The sequence below is a fragment of the Bacillus sp. iso_77 genome, from assembly GCF_056173625.1.
Map to the genome: position 1 here is coordinate 3,521,136 of NZ_CM149683.1, position 19,821 is coordinate 3,540,956.

At 41.7% G+C, this 19,821-nt stretch carries 22 protein-coding genes; 5 read left to right on the forward strand and 17 right to left on the reverse strand.

Annotated elements, in window-relative coordinates; translation table 11 throughout:
- Positions 1–12 precede the first annotated feature (12 nt).
- The 4 genes from AC0VYC_RS18140 to AC0VYC_RS18155 form a co-directional block, all read right to left on the reverse strand.
- Positions 13–1,446, reverse strand: coding sequence for a glycoside hydrolase family 1 protein (locus AC0VYC_RS18140; RefSeq protein WP_335350504.1), 1,434 nt, complete (start codon positions 1,444–1,446; stop codon positions 13–15).
- A complete protein-coding gene (uxuA, locus tag AC0VYC_RS18145; RefSeq protein WP_335350503.1) occupies positions 1,443–2,507 on the reverse strand; it encodes a mannonate dehydratase in 1,065 nt (354 codons plus the stop codon). Before uxuA ends, AC0VYC_RS18140 begins: the two co-directional genes overlap by 4 nt.
- Positions 2,508–2,522: 15 nt before the next feature.
- Complete coding sequence (locus tag AC0VYC_RS18150; protein WP_024719533.1) at positions 2,523–3,833, reverse strand: PTS sugar transporter subunit IIC; 1,311 nt, start codon at positions 3,831–3,833, stop codon at positions 2,523–2,525.
- Between the two features lie 89 nt (positions 3,834–3,922).
- Positions 3,923–5,881, reverse strand: coding sequence for a BglG family transcription antiterminator (locus AC0VYC_RS18155; RefSeq protein WP_475388988.1), 1,959 nt, complete (start codon positions 5,879–5,881; stop codon positions 3,923–3,925).
- A gap of 137 nt (positions 5,882–6,018) precedes the next feature.
- Here AC0VYC_RS18155 and AC0VYC_RS18160 point away from each other — a divergent pair, with 137 nt between their 5' ends.
- Positions 6,019–6,216, forward strand: a complete 198-nt coding sequence (locus tag AC0VYC_RS18160; protein WP_017358669.1) for a hypothetical protein — start codon at positions 6,019–6,021, stop codon at positions 6,214–6,216.
- A 46-nt stretch (positions 6,217–6,262) separates the two neighbouring features.
- On the opposite strand, the gene AC0VYC_RS18165 is transcribed toward AC0VYC_RS18160, so the two are convergent.
- The 7 genes from AC0VYC_RS18165 to AC0VYC_RS18195 form a co-directional block, all read right to left on the reverse strand.
- A complete protein-coding gene (locus AC0VYC_RS18165; protein ID WP_096882049.1) occupies positions 6,263–6,688 on the reverse strand; it encodes a YwqH-like family protein in 426 nt (141 codons plus the stop codon).
- A gap of 284 nt (positions 6,689–6,972) precedes the next feature.
- A complete protein-coding gene (locus AC0VYC_RS18170) occupies positions 6,973–7,239 on the reverse strand; it encodes a YwqI/YxiC family protein (protein ID WP_039165060.1) in 267 nt (88 codons plus the stop codon).
- A gap of 37 nt (positions 7,240–7,276) precedes the next feature.
- A complete protein-coding gene (locus AC0VYC_RS18175; protein ID WP_475388991.1) occupies positions 7,277–7,438 on the reverse strand; it encodes a hypothetical protein in 162 nt (53 codons plus the stop codon).
- 82 nt (positions 7,439–7,520) lie between these two features.
- Positions 7,521–7,703: a hypothetical protein gene (locus tag AC0VYC_RS18180; RefSeq protein ID WP_475388993.1), complete on the reverse strand. Its 183-nt coding sequence runs from the start codon at positions 7,701–7,703 to the stop codon at positions 7,521–7,523.
- 296 nt (positions 7,704–7,999) lie between these two features.
- Positions 8,000–9,406: a Na+/H+ antiporter NhaC gene (gene nhaC, locus AC0VYC_RS18185; protein WP_024719537.1), complete on the reverse strand. Its 1,407-nt coding sequence runs from the start codon at positions 9,404–9,406 to the stop codon at positions 8,000–8,002.
- A 143-nt stretch (positions 9,407–9,549) separates the two neighbouring features.
- A complete protein-coding gene (gene aspA, locus AC0VYC_RS18190; protein ID WP_017368335.1) occupies positions 9,550–10,971 on the reverse strand; it encodes an aspartate ammonia-lyase in 1,422 nt (473 codons plus the stop codon).
- A gap of 28 nt (positions 10,972–10,999) precedes the next feature.
- On the reverse strand, positions 11,000–11,989 hold the full coding sequence (locus AC0VYC_RS18195; RefSeq protein WP_017358664.1) for an asparaginase: 990 nt from the start codon (positions 11,987–11,989) through the stop codon (positions 11,000–11,002).
- Positions 11,990–12,195: 206 nt separating this feature from the next.
- On the opposite strand from AC0VYC_RS18195, the gene AC0VYC_RS18200 reads away from it, so the two are divergent.
- Positions 12,196–12,543 carry a helix-turn-helix domain-containing protein gene (locus AC0VYC_RS18200; RefSeq protein ID WP_017368336.1) on the forward strand — a complete coding sequence of 116 codons (348 nt, stop codon included), beginning with the start codon at positions 12,196–12,198 and terminating at the stop codon, positions 12,541–12,543.
- Between the two features lie 51 nt (positions 12,544–12,594).
- Here AC0VYC_RS18200 and AC0VYC_RS18205 read toward each other — a convergent pair whose 3' ends face one another.
- The 5 genes from AC0VYC_RS18205 to AC0VYC_RS18225 all read right to left on the reverse strand — a co-directional run bounded on the left by AC0VYC_RS18205 (position 12,595) and on the right by AC0VYC_RS18225 (position 15,991).
- Positions 12,595–13,050 carry a helix-turn-helix domain-containing protein gene (locus tag AC0VYC_RS18205; RefSeq protein WP_041091561.1) on the reverse strand — a complete coding sequence of 152 codons (456 nt, stop codon included), beginning with the start codon at positions 13,048–13,050 and terminating at the stop codon, positions 12,595–12,597.
- A gap of 96 nt (positions 13,051–13,146) precedes the next feature.
- Positions 13,147–13,674, reverse strand: a complete 528-nt coding sequence (locus tag AC0VYC_RS18210; protein WP_056704059.1) for a YfjD family protein — start codon at positions 13,672–13,674, stop codon at positions 13,147–13,149.
- 21 nt (positions 13,675–13,695) lie between these two features.
- A complete protein-coding gene (locus tag AC0VYC_RS18215; protein WP_159145246.1) occupies positions 13,696–14,454 on the reverse strand; it encodes a hypothetical protein in 759 nt (252 codons plus the stop codon).
- Between the two features lie 12 nt (positions 14,455–14,466).
- Complete coding sequence (locus AC0VYC_RS18220) at positions 14,467–15,663, reverse strand: glycine zipper domain-containing protein (RefSeq protein ID WP_475388997.1); 1,197 nt, start codon at positions 15,661–15,663, stop codon at positions 14,467–14,469.
- 4 nt (positions 15,664–15,667) lie between these two features.
- The gene (locus tag AC0VYC_RS18225) at positions 15,668–15,991 is read right to left on the reverse strand and encodes a WXG100 family type VII secretion target (RefSeq protein WP_008345659.1); all 324 of its coding nucleotides are present in this window, start codon (positions 15,989–15,991) and stop codon (positions 15,668–15,670) included.
- 226 nt (positions 15,992–16,217) lie between these two features.
- On the opposite strand from AC0VYC_RS18225, the gene pepT reads away from it, so the two are divergent.
- Positions 16,218–17,450, forward strand: a complete 1,233-nt coding sequence (gene pepT, locus AC0VYC_RS18230; RefSeq protein ID WP_268361333.1) for a peptidase T — start codon at positions 16,218–16,220, stop codon at positions 17,448–17,450.
- A 288-nt stretch (positions 17,451–17,738) separates the two neighbouring features.
- Positions 17,739–17,918, forward strand: a complete 180-nt coding sequence (locus AC0VYC_RS18235) for a hypothetical protein (protein ID WP_008345664.1) — start codon at positions 17,739–17,741, stop codon at positions 17,916–17,918.
- Between the two features lie 79 nt (positions 17,919–17,997).
- On the opposite strand, the gene AC0VYC_RS18240 is transcribed toward AC0VYC_RS18235, so the two are convergent.
- The gene (locus AC0VYC_RS18240) at positions 17,998–18,675 is read right to left on the reverse strand and encodes a DUF3298 and DUF4163 domain-containing protein (protein ID WP_024719231.1); all 678 of its coding nucleotides are present in this window, start codon (positions 18,673–18,675) and stop codon (positions 17,998–18,000) included.
- A 161-nt stretch (positions 18,676–18,836) separates the two neighbouring features.
- Between AC0VYC_RS18240 and AC0VYC_RS18245 the strand changes: the two genes are divergently transcribed.
- The gene (locus AC0VYC_RS18245; RefSeq protein WP_024719230.1) at positions 18,837–19,694 is read left to right on the forward strand and encodes a MurR/RpiR family transcriptional regulator; all 858 of its coding nucleotides are present in this window, start codon (positions 18,837–18,839) and stop codon (positions 19,692–19,694) included.
- Positions 19,695–19,821 lie beyond the last annotated feature (127 nt).

The following is a 19,821-nucleotide window of genomic DNA, read 5'->3' on the forward strand; positions in this document are numbered from 1 at the left end:
ATCCCATCACTCCTATTGATAAATGACATCTGGTTCATCCCTTAATTTCCTCGTTTGGATTAATGTCTTGTACCAGTATCCTGACGCTTTCATTTGGCGATTCCGTTCTTTCTCCAGCTGGATCTCTACTAATCCGTAGCGATTCTTGAATGCATTCATCGGTGAGACATTATCCGTAAAAGCCCACAGCATATACCCCTTGCAGTTTGAACCTTCTTTTTTCGCTTGGAGGGCTTTTTTCAAATGCTGGCTGATAAATGAAATTCGGTACTGATCATCAATGATGCCGTCTTCGTTTTTAAACCGCTCTTCCTGCTCGACCCCCATACCGTTTTCAGCCACAAACCACTCGATATTGCCGTATTCTTCTTTTATTCTCATGCCCATATCATAGACGATATTCGGATAGATTTCCCAGCCTCTGAATGGATTCATTTTTCTCCCTGGGAGCTCAAATAGATCGTAATAATAAGATGGATGAAACGGTGTATTTTCGTTCCAAGCCTTGCTAGGTGCCTTAACGCGATGCGGATAGTATAAATTAAGACCGACCACATCGACTGTATGATCTTTAATGATCTGAAGCTCTTCTTCCGTTGCATCGAAAAGAATGTCATGCTTTTTCAACACATCAAGCAGTTCTTCTGGATACTCGCCTTTAATGGAGGGATCTAAGAACACGCGATTAAAAAACAAATCATACATGCGGGCCGCTTCTTGATCATGCGGAGCAGTCGATCTCGCATACGTCACTTCTGGATTGAGAATGACCCCGATTTTTGCACCGGCTGAATCCTTCAACCCCATTTCCTGAAACAGCTTCACCACTTTTGCTGTCGCCAAGGCTTTATGATAGTTCCACTGCATCCATTTCTTCGTATTTTGCTCGAAAGGATAACGAATAGCATCTAGATACACACGAGTCTGAACAACAATTGGTTCATTAAAGGTAAACCAATGTTTGACCCGGTCTCCATAGCGTTCAAACACCTTTTCTGCATAGAGAACAAACAGCTCGACAACATGTTTAGATGACCAACCGCCGTACTTTTCAAGCAAAACGGCAGGAAGCTCATAATGCTCTAAGCAAAACATCGGCTCTACACCTGCTTCAAGTAATTCATTGATGAAATCATCAATATAACGAGCATAGGTCTCATCTACAATTCCATTCTCGTAATCTATGAGAAACCTCGACCAATTGATCGATGTCCGGTAATGAGATAACCCAATTTCCTTCATAAGGGCGACATCTTCAGGATAGCGCTCGTAAAAATTCGTTGCTCCTGCTGGTCCGTATCCTTCGTGCCATACGTGATACCCCTCCTTATACCAAAGGTCTATATACGAATCCTGATGCGGTTTCTTCCCTTTCCAACCCTCCGTCTGCCAAGCAGAAGCCGCAGCACCTAGAATAAAGTCATTGGGTATGTCGATTTTGTTCATGTTACCACCTGACCTTTCTTCGTGTGAATTTGAAGTCCTTCCCACATCCCTTGTAAATACATAGCTCCAAGTGCTCGGTCGTATAATCCATAACCAGGTCTGCCCGTCTCGCCAAAGATCATTCGTCCATGATCTGGCCGGACATAGCCAGCAAATCCTTCCTTAAACAATGCGTTCACAATCGCTCCCATATCGAGGCTGCCTGCTGACGACAGGTGTGCCGACTCTTCAAAATCACCGTTTTCATACAAATTGACATTGCGTAAATGAGCAAAGTGTATACGCCCTTTTTTGGCATACTTTCTCGCAAGTGAAGGAACATCATTTTTCGCATTACAGCCTAGGGAACCGGAACAAAAGGTCAGTCCATGCTGTGAGCGTTCATCGAGCTGAAGGATACGATCTATTTGTTCTTCACAGCTGACAATGCGGGGCAGACCAAATATATTCCAAGGAGGGTCATCTGGATGCAGTGCCATGTTCATGTTCTCTTCCGCTGCAACTGGAAGGATATTTCCCAAGAAATAGTCTAGGTTCTCAAACAACCCTTCCGCCCCCAATGCCCTGTATGCAGCCATCAACTTTCTCATTTCTTCCTGCGTATAAGACGTATCCCACCCTGGTAAGGAAAGTCGATCTTTTTCTATATCCATCTGTTCAAGCTGATGCTGAAAATAAACAAGGGTCGTCGATTGATCAGCTAGTGGGAAATCGAGCTGTGTTCGTGTCCAATCAAGGACTGGCATGAAGTTATAACAAATGACCTTCACACCATGCCTTGCTAATCTGCGGATATTTTCTTGATAATGCTCGATATAAACATCCCGGCTGGGCTTTCCCAGTTTAATATCTTCATGGATCGGGAGACTTTCTACGACTTCAAAAGCAAGATCGTGACGTTCGATTTCCGCTTTTAAATGAGCAATACTTTCCTCCGGCCACAGATCACCAGCCGGCACATCATAGACTGCACTGACAATCCCTTTCATGCCGGGAATTTGCCGAATATATGAAAGGGAGACAGGGTCTTCTTTGCCATACCATCTAAATTGCATGTTCATTCATGAGCCCTCCTTCTATTCTGAATCAGGTGCTGCTTCTGGCTTCCGGTTGGATAAGAGGACAAAAGGTAAATAGATGAAAACAGCGACAACAATACAGATGAGCTGTGTGATGACAGCCCCCATACTGCCAGCGGTAGACAGCCAAGCATTCACAATCGGAGGTGTCGTCCACGGCACCATCACCACCGCTTTCCCGGCAAAACCTGTAGCGGTTGCGATATAACCAATCGTACCTGTCACGAGTGGTGTAACGATAAACGGAATCGCCATCACAGGGTTCAGCATGACGGGTAATCCGAAAATAACTGGTTCATTGATGTTAAACAGTCCAGGTCCTGATGAAAGCTTGGCAATGCTACGCATCTCTTCCCTTCTACCCGCTATAAAAATGGCGATCAACAGACCAATCGTCACACCCGAACCACCAATGCTCATATACACATCCCAAAATGGCATCGTGATAATATTTGGAATCTCTTTGCCCTCTTGAAATGCTGTCATATTCACTGCAATTGATCCTAATAACAGCGGCTCGCGAATCGGTTTAATCATTTGGTTGCCATGAATACCGATCACCCAAAAAAATTGAGCCACAAACATTAACGTTAAAATACCAGGCAGTCCCTGCACAACACTTTCAAGCGGACGCTGCACGACGTTATACACCGCTTCATGCAAATAAATGCCTGTCACACGGTGAAACGCAAACCCGAATGAACTAATGATTGTAATCGTAATAATTGATGGGAAAAGTGAAGAAAAAGATGTCGCCACATTTGATGGAACAGAATCTGGCATCTTAATTTGCAGCCACTTCACCTCGGTAAGCTTACAAAAGATCTCTACAGAGACGATGGCAATGATCATACCCAAAAATAAGCTTTTTGGATCGGAAAATTGCCTCGCTAGCACATCGACAACCTCACGCATCGATCCATCGACTTCAAGAAGAAGTGTCGTCGGAATAACGGATATAAATGAAATCAATGCCATTAATCCTGGGAATAATGATTTATGTCCATTGATTTTCCCGAGCTCAATCCCGATGAGGAACACAGCCCCGATCGTTAAAAAGTTCAGCGTGGCATAATTGATTGCCTTCATAATTGGCTGAAGCTCTGCTAAAAACCTGAATATCTCAAAATGGGCAAGCCCCGTTTCCGGGCTCATGATCATATTTGCGACCAGTACAGCAAAAGCCCCTGTAATGATGATTGGCATTAATGTGACAAATGCTTGCTTAATCGCCATAATATATTTCTGATTTGTAATACGATAAGCGACATGTCCCATGACGTCGGCCGCTCTCTCTTTAAAGCTCATGATCCGTCTCCCCCTTTACAAAAACTCGTGATCATCCTCCTTTTTGATGTTATTTTAAAAGCGCTTTCATTAACATCTAATCTTTTTCCTCACAGATGCGGAAATGGGTGTCCTTTTTTTTCATCTGGCTGTTCCAACACGTGCAGCGCCGCCGTCAGTTCTTCAAATGAAGCAGCTTTGATGATTTGCTCCACCACTTCCTTCTGCTCTGTCAAACGCACAAGAAATTGATAAAGTGACTGCAATTCTTTCTGATACGTCTTCTGTATACTTAATAAACAGACGACCTGTACCCGCTCTTCGCCCCACAGCACTGGTTTTCTCAACGTACAGATCGCACAAAACGTATCATCTGTTGCCGGTTTGATTGGGTGAGGAATTGCGACCAAATGACCGAACGACGTAGGTGACACTTCCTCTCTTTCCAGCAATAGCTGTTCAAAATCATCGGGGATTCGGTTTTGTTCCTGCAATACATTCACGAAAAATTGAAGAACCTCTTCCCTTGTTTGTAGATCTTGCTGAAAAAAAGTCATCTTCGGACTGATATATCGCAAGACCCCCATTTCTTGTGACCCCTGTACAAATCGTTTCAGCCTCGACATATCGTCTTCACTGAGGATCGTATGTACATCAATCACTGGCACAGGTAGTGTGTTCTGAAGCGGGATGGTACTAATGATCAAATCGATACTTCTCAAGTCATACGACAAAAGGTCACTGACACTTGCGGTTCCAGCAATCTCTAGCCTTTCGCTAAAGGCGGCCTTCAGCTTATGGAGAAGAAGCTGACTGCTTGCGACACCCGTTGCACACACAATCAAGCATTTTTTCCTCACAGTCTGAGTTTTTGTCCGCTCTATGGCAGCACCAATATGCAGCGCCAAATATCCGATTTCATCTTCATGAATCTCTACATTCTCTTTTTCCTTCAGCCATCTTCCCATATAGACACCTGCTTCAAAGGCAATCGGATAATGCCTTTTTATGTCTGATAAATAGGGGTTACGGATGTTCATATCATATCGGAACCGATGAATCGCTGATCTCAGGTGAAGACTTAGTCCCACAATCAATTCCTTGTCTGTCTGAATATCAAGTGACATGTGCTCTTCCACATAACCAAGTAATTGGTGAGTTAAACGGAAATGCTCTTCATCAAGCATGTGAAATAGCGTGTGGCCCGTTTCTCCATACGCCATCATTTTTGCCCCCATTAAATGAATCGCAATATAGGCCATTTCAGATAATGGAAAATCTATACCGAGTACGTGACGCATATCTTCTGCCATTTGCCTCGCCACTTGAAAAGCGGGCTGTGTTTGAATGTCTTTGAGTTCTCCTTCCGGCATCATCACCAATTTTTTCTCTTCAATTCGTTTGCACGCAATGGCGATATGTGTCACTAAGTTGCTTAAACCGATCTCTGACACATGAAGGCCGCTTGCCTTTGTACGTGAACGCACCATATCTTGAATCAATTGATATGTTTCTTCAGGTAAAAGGGCAGGATTCGGATGCTCCTGCTGAAACACATGCTCAGCTAGACAATACCTTAATTTCATTTCATCTCCAGTCAGCCTCAGTCCATATTTAGGACGGTGTGCAACAGAGAGGCCATGTAAAGAGAAAATATGCTTGACTGCTTTCAGGTCATTTTTCACAGTAGATTCACTCACAAATAATTCCTCGGCCAATTCATCTAATTTCATATAGTCTTCGGACAATAAAAGCCTTCTCAATAAATAAGAGATACGATCCTCCGGCTGATCTGGAATGACTTGATTCTTTTTTTCATTTCTTTCTCTCATTGAGTTTTTCAAAAAAGTACGAAATGCTCCATAATCTTCGACAGTCAATGTATACCCTGCTCCACGTTTCATATGAAGTGTTGCCCCATGTGCTTCTAATATCGATTTAAGCGCTTTCATATCTGTTCGAACTGTTCGTGATGTGACGCCTATCAGGCGTGCAATTTCTTCACCTGTCAGCTCCTGCTCTGCCTGCATTAACCGCCTCAACAGCTCCTCCTGACGTAGAGATAACATAGACTCCCCTCCCTTGGTCAATTACTTTTGCCTATCATCATAAACGAAAATAGAACTCTTTGCCCAGTTTTTCTTTCCGACCGGGAACTTTGTTATGGCTCAAACGTATGAATATGAAACAAGAGGAGGGATACATCATGTTTGTTATCATCATCATACTAGCTTCTTTAGGCGCCATTACCGCCCACATGTTTACACCAAAAGATAAGCGTTCATCTTCTAAGCATTCTGCACATCACAGTTCAACAACCAGTAACTATACTGATTCGTATACACATCACGCTTCTGATGCCTCCTGCGGTGGTGATTCAGGTGGTAGCGGCGGATGTGACTAAACCAAAAAAACAGCCGCTTGTTCAGCCGGCTGTTTCGTTTATTTTATTAAAGAGCTTTCCAGCCCCGTTCAATTAAATGTTTGACATCCTTTGCAAAATCCTCGCCTTTTTCCATCACATCTTGGGCTCTTCCTGCAAAATTACTGGCGACAGCGAGTTCCATTTTTTTCAACTCAAAGTGCATAATTTTTTGGTCTATCTCCGTCATATAGGTTTCATACTCATTGTTCACAATGTCGTGCAGCACGTGAAAGGCTTCTTTCCGATGACGGTGAAAGTCCGTTCCTCTCTCACCTTTCCATGACGAATCTAGAGCAGGCTTCTTGATTTCCTTTATGTCAGACTGCGCAAGATCTTGTTCTGTTCGAATATTACTTTTAGCTGTCTTTAACCGAGAGATCATTTCGTCAAATTCTGCACGTTTGTTTTCAATCCCCATATGCAGATGGTGCAGCATCTCGGATAAACTCATGTCATCCACCTCTATTAGACCTCATAAGAAAGCACGGCGTCAGCATTTTTGAAACCGAGCAGATCATCTGCTTTTTCCAGTACTGACATTTCTATCGTTCGCTTTCATTAAGTATAGTATAAGGCGAAAAGCCTTAGGCTTAAATAGGGAAAAGGTGTCCTTTTAACATGGTGTTTGGAAGAAAAACGGAATAATCTAAGGTCATAAATCCCGAATTATATATGAGTCTTTACGACTATATTTTACATCGTACTCAGCTACGCTATCAATAAAACGATTGGGGCTTATGATTTTGCCGCAATCGCTTCATCCTGTTCTTTTAGTGTCTTCACATTTGAGCGTGTATCCTGAACGTTTTTGATCAAGGCTTCTTTAAAGCTTGAGACCATTTCGCCCACCTCTGCTTCACGTGACGTCCATTTGGTTACAAATTCAAGGCTGTTTTCACCAGCTTTATCTGCTGCTTTTTTCATTGTTAAAGCTTCAACTGCTTGGGAGACTTCATCTAGTTTATCCATCACTGTTTGGTAGTTTAACTTAATTTGTCCCATTATGATATCCTCCAGATTTGTTCAGCATGAAGCTCGCTTACAAGCTGCTCCATGCTTTTGAGATCAAGCGTTTTGCGTCTTCTACTGCGTCTTCTCCTTTTTCAGCCAAACGTGCGGCATCTCCAGCTAAAGAGCTGGCAAAGGATAAGGCAGCCTGCTCTGCTTCTAGTGTACTGATTTTGAATTCGATTCGGCTCACGTAGCGTGGGTATTTATCGCTTATGATCGTTTGCAGCGCATCATGCGCTTCATTTCGCTCTGATTTGAAATCTTGGCTCCGCTCACCTTTCCAAGAGGCCCCAAGCTTTTGGCTGCTTGATTTGTTTTAGATCTGTTTCTGCGGCATCTTGTTCACGTTCAACCTTACTTTTTGCTTTTTTGAGTCGAGCAATTTTCTCTTCGATCTCTGCCTTTTTATTTGAAATGCCACCGTTAAGGGCAGACAGCATATCCGATAAGCTCATATGGGTTCCTCCTCCTGTCAAAAAATAAAAACGCTGCTTAGAGTCCCTCTAAACGAGCGTAATGGTGAATCGCACTTTTTCCAATATTGTTATTATAAGGTTCAAAGACTCATGTTTGAATAGGGATTTGTGCCCTTTTTATGGTATAAATATGCTTTCAATCTGCTTCATACCACACCTTAAGCCCTCTTTTATAGGGGGTCAAAATACACAACCACCCTTCTGGAAACACACATAGCCTTACGGTCCTAGGACAAACAAAAGCCGCCCGGGGGAGGGGCGGCTTTTGCAGCGGCTTATGATGCCGATTCTTCTGAGTCTTGTTGATTTTTCACGTACCAAATGAATTTCCCTGTATAGCCGTAGATAATGGCAAGACCAATGGCAACAAAGCTCAGCCACATAAATGGTAAATAAGAGAATGTCGAGACGCCTAGAATCCCTGCCATGTAAATTCCGTTATCTGACCACGGAACCATACCAGACGTAAGTGTTCCACCAACCTCAGAGTTTCTAGATAACACACGTCTGTCTAATTTTAATTTGTCATAGCTTTTTTCCATGATTTTTGGTGTAAGAATTAATGAGACATACATTGCACAACCAAAGATATTCGCAAAGAATGCTACTACAAGTGTAGATAGGGTTACATTTCCTGCATTATATAATTTCTTCTCGAAAGTAGCGACAATTACTTTTAAGACGCCGAGATATTCAAGTACGCCACCAAAACCAAGTCCGAGAATAATGACCACTAGCGATCCAAGCATATTCACAATACCGCCACGATTTAACAGCGTATTTAAGAAATCTACATCTGAATTAATAGAGAAGCCGTTATAAGCTGTACCAAGCGCATCAGCTGGGTTCATTCCTTGGAATGCCATCGCCCAGACTGCCCCAAGCAGTGCACCAATTGCGATAACAGGCATTGACGGTTTTTTCAATACAAGTAATAGGACAACAATGACTGCCGGAATGATCATCCAAATATTAATCGTGAATGTATCCTGCAATGCTTGTTTCAAAAACTCTACTTTATCTTGATCAATATTTCTTCCACCATACATAAATCCAGTAATTGTAAACATAATAGCCGTAATCACAAAGGCCGGTATGGATAAGACCATCATGGCTCTTACATGCGCCAGCACGTCCACTTTTGAAAGAGAGGAAGCGAGCACAGTACTATCAGATAAAGGAGATAATTTATCACCAAAATAAGCGCCAGATAAAACAGCCCCAGCTACGATCGGTAATGGGATACCCAATCCTTCACCAATCGCAATCATCGCAATCCCTGCTGTTCCAACTGTACCCCAAGACGTACCAGTAGCAACAGACATAATAGAACAGATAATCAGTGTAGCTAATAAGAAGATATTAGGATGAATAAATTCCAGTCCGTAATAAATTAACGTGGGTACAACACCGCCGGCAATCCATGTACCAACAAGTGCACCTACTGCAATTAAGATTAAAACAGCCTCTAATCCATTTGATATCCCTTTTGTGATCGCATTTTGAAGGTCTTTGTACGAATGCCCTAAACGAATTCCTAAAGCGATAACCATAAACCATGAGATGAACAATGCTAGCTGAATATCTAGTTTGAAGTAAAGAGTGAATGATAAAACAATTGCTAAAAATAAGCCAAGTACAGACACGACTTCTAAAATAGACGGTAGACGTGGTGTTTTCATTTTGTTTCCTCCCTTTGTGCGTGCGTTAAGCGTTTTCAAAATATTGTGAAAAAAGTGTGTCAATTCGAAAGAAAGTGAATTGCCTGTTTTTCTCTATTTCACAGGCAATTCCACATATTAATAAAATAAAATTTTTGATATTATTATCGCTCTAGGAGCTCTGCACCCGCAATGCCAGGCTTTGTCATCTCGTAAGGATTCAAAATAATATCAAGTTCTTCTTCTGTTAACACATCATTTTGCAGGCAAAGATCTCTGATCGATTGTCCTGTTAAAATGGCTTCCCTTGCGATTCTAGCCGCGGCTTCATAGCCTAAGTGAGGGTTTACCGCAGTAATGACACCTGCACTTTTTTCGACATATTCTTTCAAACGTTTTTCATTTGCTTCGATGTCCGCTAAGCAGTGATCTGTGAATGAGCGGAATCCGTTATTCATTATACTAATAGATTGAAGCAAGTTAAAGACCAGAACAGGCTCCATCACATTTAACTCAAGCTGGCCTGCTTCAGAAGCAAGACAGATGGTGTGGTCGTTCCCAATGACCTGGAATGCGATTTGGTTAATGAGCTCTGCCATGACTGGATTGACTTTTCCAGGCATAATGGATGATCCCGGCTGACGGGCTGGCAATGCAATCTCAGCAAGACCTGCACGTGGGCCAGATGCCATTAAGCGAAGGTCATTCGCAATTTTAGACATGTTCATCATGCATACTTTTAAGGCAGCAGATACTTCTGTGTATGCATCTGTATTTTGCGTCGCATCTACGAGGTGCTCTGCGCCTACTAGTGGCAGTCCAGAAATATCAGCAAGCTTCTTCACGACGATTTCGATGTAGCGAGGATCTGCATTGAGGCCTGTCCCAACAGCTGTCGCACCCATATTTACTTCATATAAATGCTGTTTTGATTGGTTGATTCGTTTAATATCACGGCTCAGCACACGGCTGTATGCTTCAAACTCTTGTCCTAAACGGATCGGAACAGCGTCTTGTAAATGAGTACGCCCCATTTTGATGACATGATCGAATTCTTTTGCTTTCTTTTGAAATACGTCATGCATGGCCTGCATCGTCTCAAGTAAAATGTCTAACTGCTTGAGCACTGCAATATGGATCGCCGTTGGGAACGAATCATTTGTCGATTGTGACATGTTCACATGTGTGTTTGGACTTAAATGAATGTATTCGCCCTTTTGATGTCCCATGATCTCGAGGGCTCTGTTTCCAATGACCTCATTGGCATTCATATTCATAGACGTTCCTGCGCCGCCTTGAATCGGGTCTACGATGAAATATTCATGGAATTTGCCTTCAATGACTTCATCTGAAGCTTGAACGATCGCATTTCCAATTCCTTCATATAAACGTCCGACTTCCATGTTGGCTTGAGCTGCTGCTTTTTTGACAATGGCAAATGCTCGAATGAGTTCTTCATGCATGCGATATCCTGTAATCGGGAAATTCTCTTTTGCACGAAGCGTTTGAACACCATAATACACGTCTGCGGGAATTTCTTTTTCACCTAGAAAATCCTTCTCGTAACGATAAGTTGCTTGAACCATCTCGTATGACCTGCTTTCTATAGAATAGTTAAATCACTAAATCTTCTGCGATTGGCGTTTCCATAATCTTTTTCACTTCTCGTGGATCTGTTGTTTTACCTAATGCCCACATGAGCTTTGGCACGATAGCTTCTGTGTTCATGTTTCTTGAACGAGCAACCAGTTCTTGATTGATTTTACGTCCTACTTCATACACACTCATGTCTTCTCCTTCTTCGAGACACTGAGTGGTGATCACAACAGAAATGCCTTCTTCCAGCAATTCGTTGATTTTTTCTAAAAGGTTTCTTCCTTCGAAAGGAATTCCGCCGCTGCCGTAGCTTTCAATGACGACTCCTTTGTACAAACCTTTGATTGAATCTAAAAACTCAGGCTTCAGTCCTGGATGCAGTTTTAATAAACAAACGTCTGTGTTCAAGGATGCATCTAATTTAAGCGGTTTCATTGATGATCTTTTTACTTTGCTATTGTATTCAATTTGATGATTTTCAATCGATGCAATATATGGGTAGTTAATACTTTCAAATGCATCGTAGCTTTTCGTTCTTAGTTTGATTGCGCGAGTTCCTTGAATGACTCTGCCATCAAACACGACATACACGCCGCCAACACCGTCACATGCAAAACGAATCGCATCTGTAATGTTTTTCTTCGCATCTGTTTTCTTAAACGTAATTGGAATTTGAGACCCTGTAATGACAATTGGCTTATCAGGATTTTGCAGCATATACGATAGTGCTGCTGATGTATAGGCCATTGTGTCCGTACCATGCGTGACGACAAATCCGTCATATTGATCATAATTTTCATAAATGGCTGTTGCGATATCAACCCAGTATTCAGGCTGCATATTGGTACTATCTATACTCATTAGGGACTTTGTGTCCATTGTGTAGTCTGCATTAATTTCGTTTAAATAGCTTAAAAGGTCCTCAGCTTTAACACCTGGAGCTAAACCATTTTCACTTTCTACAGATGCAATCGTCCCACCAGTGGTTAAAAGCAATAATTTCTTCAACAGGTCCACCTCTTTCAGTAAAATTACTTCGTTTGTCACACATATTATAAGCCAGCTTGTGCTATTCTATAATATACGCTTTACGCGTACCTTCATTGCCATTATAGTCACATAACGCGAATTAATCAAGAAATTATTACGCATAACGCGTACACTCTTTGTCAAAATATGATATACTGTTGTTGTATATAAAGGAGCGTTCATGTATGATACTCGATCGTTTAACCACCCTTAGAAAAAAGAAAAAATGGTCTCTCCAGCATACGGCAGATCGCCTAGGTATCGCCAAAAGCACCTATGCCGGTTACGAATCTGGGTACCGACGACCTTCGCTTGAAGCAGTGAAACTGCTGGCTGATTTGTATGATACGTCCATTGATTTTTTACTTGGTAGAACGGACGAGCCAGAGATACAACGCAAAATCTCTGATATCAAAATTGAGCTGACGGAAGCAAAAGAAGGAACCATCCATGTAGACGGCGTTCCACTAACAGATGAAGAAATTAAACAGCTTGTTGCCTTTATTCGGGCGAAAAACACTCTGAAAGTATAAACAACACAAAAAAGAGAGGTCCCTGTCATAGAGGGACCTCTCTTTTTCTGCTTACGACAGCTCACTTAATTCCTCTAACCGCCGCTTCGCTTCTTCTTTATTAAAGGAACTATAATAGCGATAATTCTCATCATCTAAGATGCGGTAATGCTGACTTAGCACATTCTGCTGAAGACGAAACGTACCTTTTCTCACAGACGTCCGCCACCAAACCTTTCCGCCAATCGTACGTTCAACAGATAAATGCAATTCATCGTGGGCGACGACTTCCAAAATCTCAAGCGGATCATCCCCAAGTGTCCCTTTTAAAATGTCACTATCCCTGAATAATGCACATACGGCCGCAGATTGCGTCCAGTTGAGGCGAAGACGATTCTTTTCAACCTGCTGCAAATGCCGTTTGGTTAGCCCAAGCACCTCAGCCATGCGGTCCTGTGTATAGTCTTTTTCTTTTCGAATTCGTGCCATTTGTTCTGTGACGAGGTCAATTACCATTTCTTTGTCCATCTCTCATCACCTCTTGATTGTTCAGTCTTTACTGACATCTTACACGATTTCTTAAAAAAAGTGGCGTCTCACCTCATGGAATGATGGCGAAAACATCTATTGATTCTGCTTTTCACCATGACCATGCTGCTGTTTCCAATTCTCTTGGGCGGTCTCATGTAAATATGGATAAATGTCTTGTTTCACCGTTTGCTCAAATACTTCTTCATCTAAAATACTGTACGCCGGAATCTTGATCAATTTCCCATCAATTTTCCGAATGAGCACATCCATGAACAGAAATCCCCTGATACTGTAACGATGCCTGCGCATATCAATAGATTGTATGTCTTGAAAAGGGATTGTTTGTTGCCGGTATAAAACAGCGCCATTCTCTCCTCGCTGAATACGAAAAATCACATTTCCCCTCTTCGTAAAAGCCGGAAGAATCATCAAAAAAGAGATCCACCCATAGACAATGCCTAATAATCCGCCTAAAAATAAAAACAACGTATAATTCGATTCAAATGTAAGAGCTTCTGAAAATAACCAAATACCGATGATGCCAAATCCGCCCGTTGCTAAGAATGCCCATACTCTTAGAAAGGGTCTGCTCCTCACTTCTATTACTTCACTTGGATTCAAGCGCCATTCTCCTTTTCTCCATTAGAATATAGAACGTAATCCGTCCTTATGAGCCGTCTCTATCCGAAATTCATTTTCCTTCATGCCCGACACTAGCCAAGAATGCTTCTGCCCCGGAATAACAAATATCATAGACTCTACATCCGGCGTATTATTTTTATCATAAGTGACCTTCATCAAAGAATCCATTTTTCCTTTTCTGACCCTTACATCAGAAACAAATGCCCGCACAAGCTCTTGGTTCTCTGCTTTATTTAGAAAAGAAGGCCAATCATCATTCCCTTGACTGGCTTGTTCTAACAGCAGTTCAAATTCTTCCGCCTGCAAATTGATGACTGGTGTAAGTTGTTCGCTCATGTGTATGTTCAAAAAGGTTGTCACTTGCTCCACAGTCTGCTGATCGTCTTTTAGTTTGTGAATCTGATGCACTTGTTGATCATAAAGCGTATGGTGTGAATACACACCTGCCTGAGTCGTATGAAAGGACGTACTGACCTCTTCATCTAATGCACCAAACCTTGAAGCTTTCACGGTATGTGATGCATCGTTCATGGCTTGAATGAAATGCCGGTATTTTTCTTTATAACGGTATTGTCTATTTCGAAATTCCAGCACGTCTTTTGCCAGCAAAGAGCGACATGCAATTTCAAATAAAAATCCAAGACGTTCATCCTCTACATCTGGATAATAGGCTTCCTTTAAAGACATCCCTTGCTCAAAATAGCCTTCACTGTAAAAACTAAAGATGAGTTCCTCGATACTTAGACTTAGCTGATCCAACTTGATCTCTCCTTATCCAAAAGAAAATGCGCCCTTCAAGAAATCACCTGCACCTTTCAACAGCGAATCTGCGGTTTCTTTTGTTTTTTCTATTCCTTTATGTATCACCTGATTTGCTTGATCAATGGTGTCATTGACTGCTTTAACACCTTGACCTGCCAGTTCAAATGCTTTTTTTCCTTTATCGACAACCGCATGAATTGGGTCTTTTAATTTCACTGCGACCTGTTCTGCAAAACCAGAAGTAAGCTTGGAGACTTTTTCACCAATAAAGCCACCTACTGCTGATCCTATCGCACCGCCAACGACTGTTCCAATCGGTCCTGCAAAACTTCCAAGAGCGCCGCCCACAACGGCACCTGCAACAGATCCGCCTGCAATAAAGACCGTATTATTCACTGCATTTCCAACAGCCTTTGCATTTTCACGCTTGAGAACTTCCGGCTGATCCCCAAATTCCGCATAGTTCTCCGCAATTTTCAGACCGCAGCCAACCGTTTCTGTTGCACCCGTGACGACCGTTGCAATGATGGCATTTCCTTTCGCAAACCTTGCACCATTTTTCAGAACAGACTTGATGCCAGCTGTGTCCTTCCAATTGATACTTCCTTTTGTGAAATCACGTACACTGTTCGTGAACGCAACTGTATCGCTAGGATAAAATTTCGTAAATTTCTTATGGACAAGGTCAGCCATCGACCAATTGGATCGTTTTAATAATTCTTTTTTACTCAGCCAAATCCTTGCCAACCGGTCAAATCTCGTTCCTTCTACCCGTCCGGTCACATCAAGAAGGAGCTTTGAATGCTGCGCAGCATAGCGGCCATTTTCTTTAATAAAGGTCGTCATGCCAAGTCCATAGTATTTTGCCTGCATCATCACAATACCAGCTAGGCTCGTGAGTGTACCATATTGATCATACAGACTGTACATTTTCCTTAAAATATCATCAGCTTCGACCATTTTATCCGTTGCATGACGAATGGCAATGTCGTCACTGCTCAATTTGCTCATTAAGGCTTGTCCAGAACCCCATGCATCTCCTACTCCAGAAAAACAGCTTCGATAACGGGGATCACAGCCTAGGATGAGACCATCCAGTTCACTATGTAAATCGTGGTGCTTTGTTTCGATGGCCGAAAGCTCTCCTACAAAATCATTCGCCAGCCCTGTCAGCTGATCTGGATCTACTACAATGTCACGCGCCATCACATCATCTCCCTTCTCGGTTTCTTTCTCTCCGTTCTTCTCGCCTTTTTCGCTCAAGCTCTTCCATTCTGGCGATTTCAGCTTTACGTTCCTCGATTTTGACAGCAGCATCCCGCAGTTCCTGACTTGTTTCAAGCAAGTCCTTTTCAAATTGATCATAGCGTGTCACTGTTTCCTCAAAGCTTTGATCAAATTTATCTCTTGCTTCCCCTTGCCAGCCTGATCCAACTGCCTTCAGCCGATTCTCAAGCAGCTGCTTCGACTGACGAATGCCATCAGCAGCTTCCTGGAACTTTTGAGCGAGTGCAAGTGTTTGACTAGAATCCAACTTTCGCACCCCTTTCTCCCAAATTAACGTACAAATGGATGATTTTATATGTCCTCATTATAAATAAAAAGACACCCAAAAAAATCACCCTAAAGAACCATTCAGCACATCGCAAAATAAAAGTAGGTCTTTTTCCTCTCTAATTGCCAGAGAAAGCCTTTCTTGTTATGAAGCGCATTCAAGACATGATAAAATGAACATATTCTACAAAAGGAGTGACGTATTGATGAAAGAGGAAATGATCCAGCGATTCACAAGTTATGTAAAAGTGGATACACAGTCTGATGCAGACATAGAGAGCTGCCCATCCACTGAAGGACAGCTGAACCTAGCAAGGCAGCTTGTTGAAGAGATGAAATCCATCGGCATTCAAGAAGTGACAATGGATGAAAACGGTTATGTCATGGGCACGATCCCATCTAACACAGACAAAGAAGTGCCAACCATTGGCTTCCTAGCTCATATCGACACAGCCACTGACTTCACTGGCAAGAACGTGAAACCGCAGATTCATGAGAACTATCAAGGCGGGGACATCACGTTAAACGAAGATCTACATATCGTATTATCTCCAGCACAGTTTCCAAATTTACAAAAATACCAAGGACATACGCTCATCACGACTGATGGCACGACCCTGCTTGGTGCAGATAACAAAGCAGGTATCGCAGAAATTATGACCGCCATGCATTACCTGATTGAGCATCCAGAAATCAAGCATGGAAAAATTCGTGTCGCCTTCACACCAGATGAAGAGATCGGCAGAGGACCTCACAAATTCGATGTTGATGCCTTTGGCGCTTCTTATGCTTATACGATTGACGGCGGCCCGCTAGGAGAGCTTCAATATGAGAGCTTCAACGCCGCAGGTGCAAAAGTATCAATTAAAGGAAACAACGTCCATCCAGGGACAGCAAAAGACAAAATGGTCAGTGCTGCAAAGATCGGCATGCTCTTTCACAACAAACTTCCTTCAGATGAATCTCCAGAATACACAGAAGGATACGAAGGCTTTTTCCACCTCACAAGGTTTGTAGGAGAAGTAGAAGAAGCAGAGCTGCAATATATTATTCGTGATTTTGATAAAGAGAAATTCAACAAGCGCAAAGCACTGTTTGGAAAAATCGCAAACGACTTAAAAGCGGTCTACGGCGAAAACAGCATCACCCTTAGCATTCAGGATCAATATTACAATATGAGAGAAAAAATTGAGCCAGTCAAACATATCGTAGACATCGCTCATGAAGCCATGGAAAACCGCTCAGTGACACCTGTCATTGAACCAATCCGCGGCGGTACAGATGGCTCACAGCTTTCATATAAAGGACTTCCAACGCCAAACATCTTTACTGGCGGGGAAAACTTCCACGGTAAATATGAATTCATCTCTGTAGAGAACATGCTGAAAGCGTCAGAAGTGATCGTGGAAATTGCACGTTTATTTGAAGAAAAAGCATAAACATGTTTACAACCGTTCCTGTTCGGGAACGGTTTTTTAATAAAAGTTTACAATTTTCTGAAACTTTTATGACACTTAATCGTACTAATAGAGACAACCCCAGAAAAATTCTTCTTGACGAGTGCAATAACTGGAAATATAATAGTTAAAAACAACCAGTATTTTAGACCTAAAAAAGCAGCAAGAATAAACCTTTAGAACTAAACGCTATTTGCTAACTATTTTCAGTTATAAACATCACTCACCCTGTCTACACTTAAAGAATAGGATGAATTGGAGGAATGTCATATGATGATTTTATTGATTATCGCTTCACTTTGCTGCTACTTACTATTCTCTTTCAAAAAAGATAACCGCACCCAAAAACGAAAAAGCGCAGAGCTTTCGGAGTTTGAAATCTTTCGTATGCGCCGCCACTACAACGGCAAACGCCGTCACCCACTAAACGATGCACCCAAACAAGTATAAATGTAAAAAGAAGAGCCTCATCACCAGGGGCTCTTTTTATGTATAAAAAAACGACCAAATTCATGGCCGTTTCTCTTGTTTATTTATACACCTTCGCAGGTACTTGAATCATAGGAATTCCTACATAGTACGGTGAAATTTCATATGGCTGGAAGACAACAGCGATTCCCTTTTTCGTGAAGTAGTACTGCGTGTCGTAGCCGATTTGAATATCGCTTTTTTTCAGATTCGCATAGAATTTACTTTTATGCTTCTTTGTGTAGTTATAGATATAATCTCTTACTTTTGTACGCTTTTTCTTTGTTTTTACCACATCTGTAAAGTACAGTTGCTTTGTTTTTTTCTTTGTTAACACATAGTTCATGCTCGTAACCATCGTATCCCCGTGCATACTACCGTCATTCATGTAATCATAGTTTAGGATACTTAGTTTCTTCCCATTGTTAAATTTCGTTTTAAACGATCTCTCGTATGTGATCTTCCCAATGCCTTCTTTTTTCGCTTCGTCCTTTAAGAACAAGTACGTAGAATAAGAGAATGCAATATCATCTTTTAAATCACGATTGATGGTTTTCATATGCGCTTTACTAAGGTTTTTCACCTGTGCATATTTAAACGTTTTTTTCTTTTTATAATAGTGTGTACTTACTTTTGCTTTTTTCACTTGTTTGGCATCCGCAGATCCAACTGGCGCAAACAATGAAACAATCAGCGAAAAAATGAGCAGGCTGATCGTTAGGCCTTTTTTCATTGTCATAGTAAAAACCCCCATTTTTGTCTATTACCAATTGAGTATACCATGACAAAAGAACCAAAAGAAGTGTTTTCTTCCATATTATTCTTTATTTTTCATGTGAGGTTTGTTTACCGTTTTCATAAGTTCCTGTATGCTTAAGATAGAATGTTAGATGAAGTGTGGTGTTTATCATAGAAGAGAATATTTTTAGTCATATCCGGACAACATTTCATAGTTTGTCCCCTACCCAGAAAAAGATTGCCAATTACATTTTACAAAACCCTCAGAAAGTTGTGCTTCATTCGATTAGTGCACTCGCTGCTGAATGCAACACAAGTGAAACGACGATCTTTCGTTTTCTGCGAAAAATTGGCTATGAGTCCTATCAAGTGTTTCGTGTCCATGTCGCGCAGGATATTGCGACCAATACACCTCAATCCATATACGGTGAGATCGAAGCATCTGATAGTGTCGCAGATATTAAACATAAGGTCATAGAGTTAACCACCAACTCTATTCAGGATATGAAACATATTTTAGAAGACCAAGCTGTGACACAATTTATTGAGCAAATGAAACAGGCTCATAAAACCGTCTTCTTTGGAGCAGGTGCCTCCAGTTTTATTGCCGGAGATGCCTATCATAAGTTTCTCCAGCTTGGCTTTGAAGTGAGTCTATGCAGTGATCCTCATATGATGAATATGATTGCAACACATGCAACGGAACATGATTTTATCGTCGCGATCTCACATTCAGGAGAAAGTAGAGAAATCCTTGATGCCGTGCAATTTGCAAAGGAAAAAGGTGCAACGGTCGCCTCGATTACGAGCTATCCGAAATCAGAGCTCGCCAAGAAATCCGACTTTCATCTGCTCAGTTCATCGAGAGAAACAACCTATCGTTCTGACTCAATGATTTCTCGTATTAATCAGCTTGTGATTATTGATGTTTTGTACGTCACAGCTGTTTTAGAATTAGGATCAAATGCAATCGACAACGTCAAACGTTCTCGATTAGCTGTAGCTAAAAATAAAACATAATCGACCATAGACCGGAGCTGTTTCCGGTCTTTTTTTTGTGACTTTTCTCATATTTTCCGTTGACACATTCCTATTTCGTCATGTACATTAAATGAACAATAGTTTATTTCCTACTATTAATTTAAAT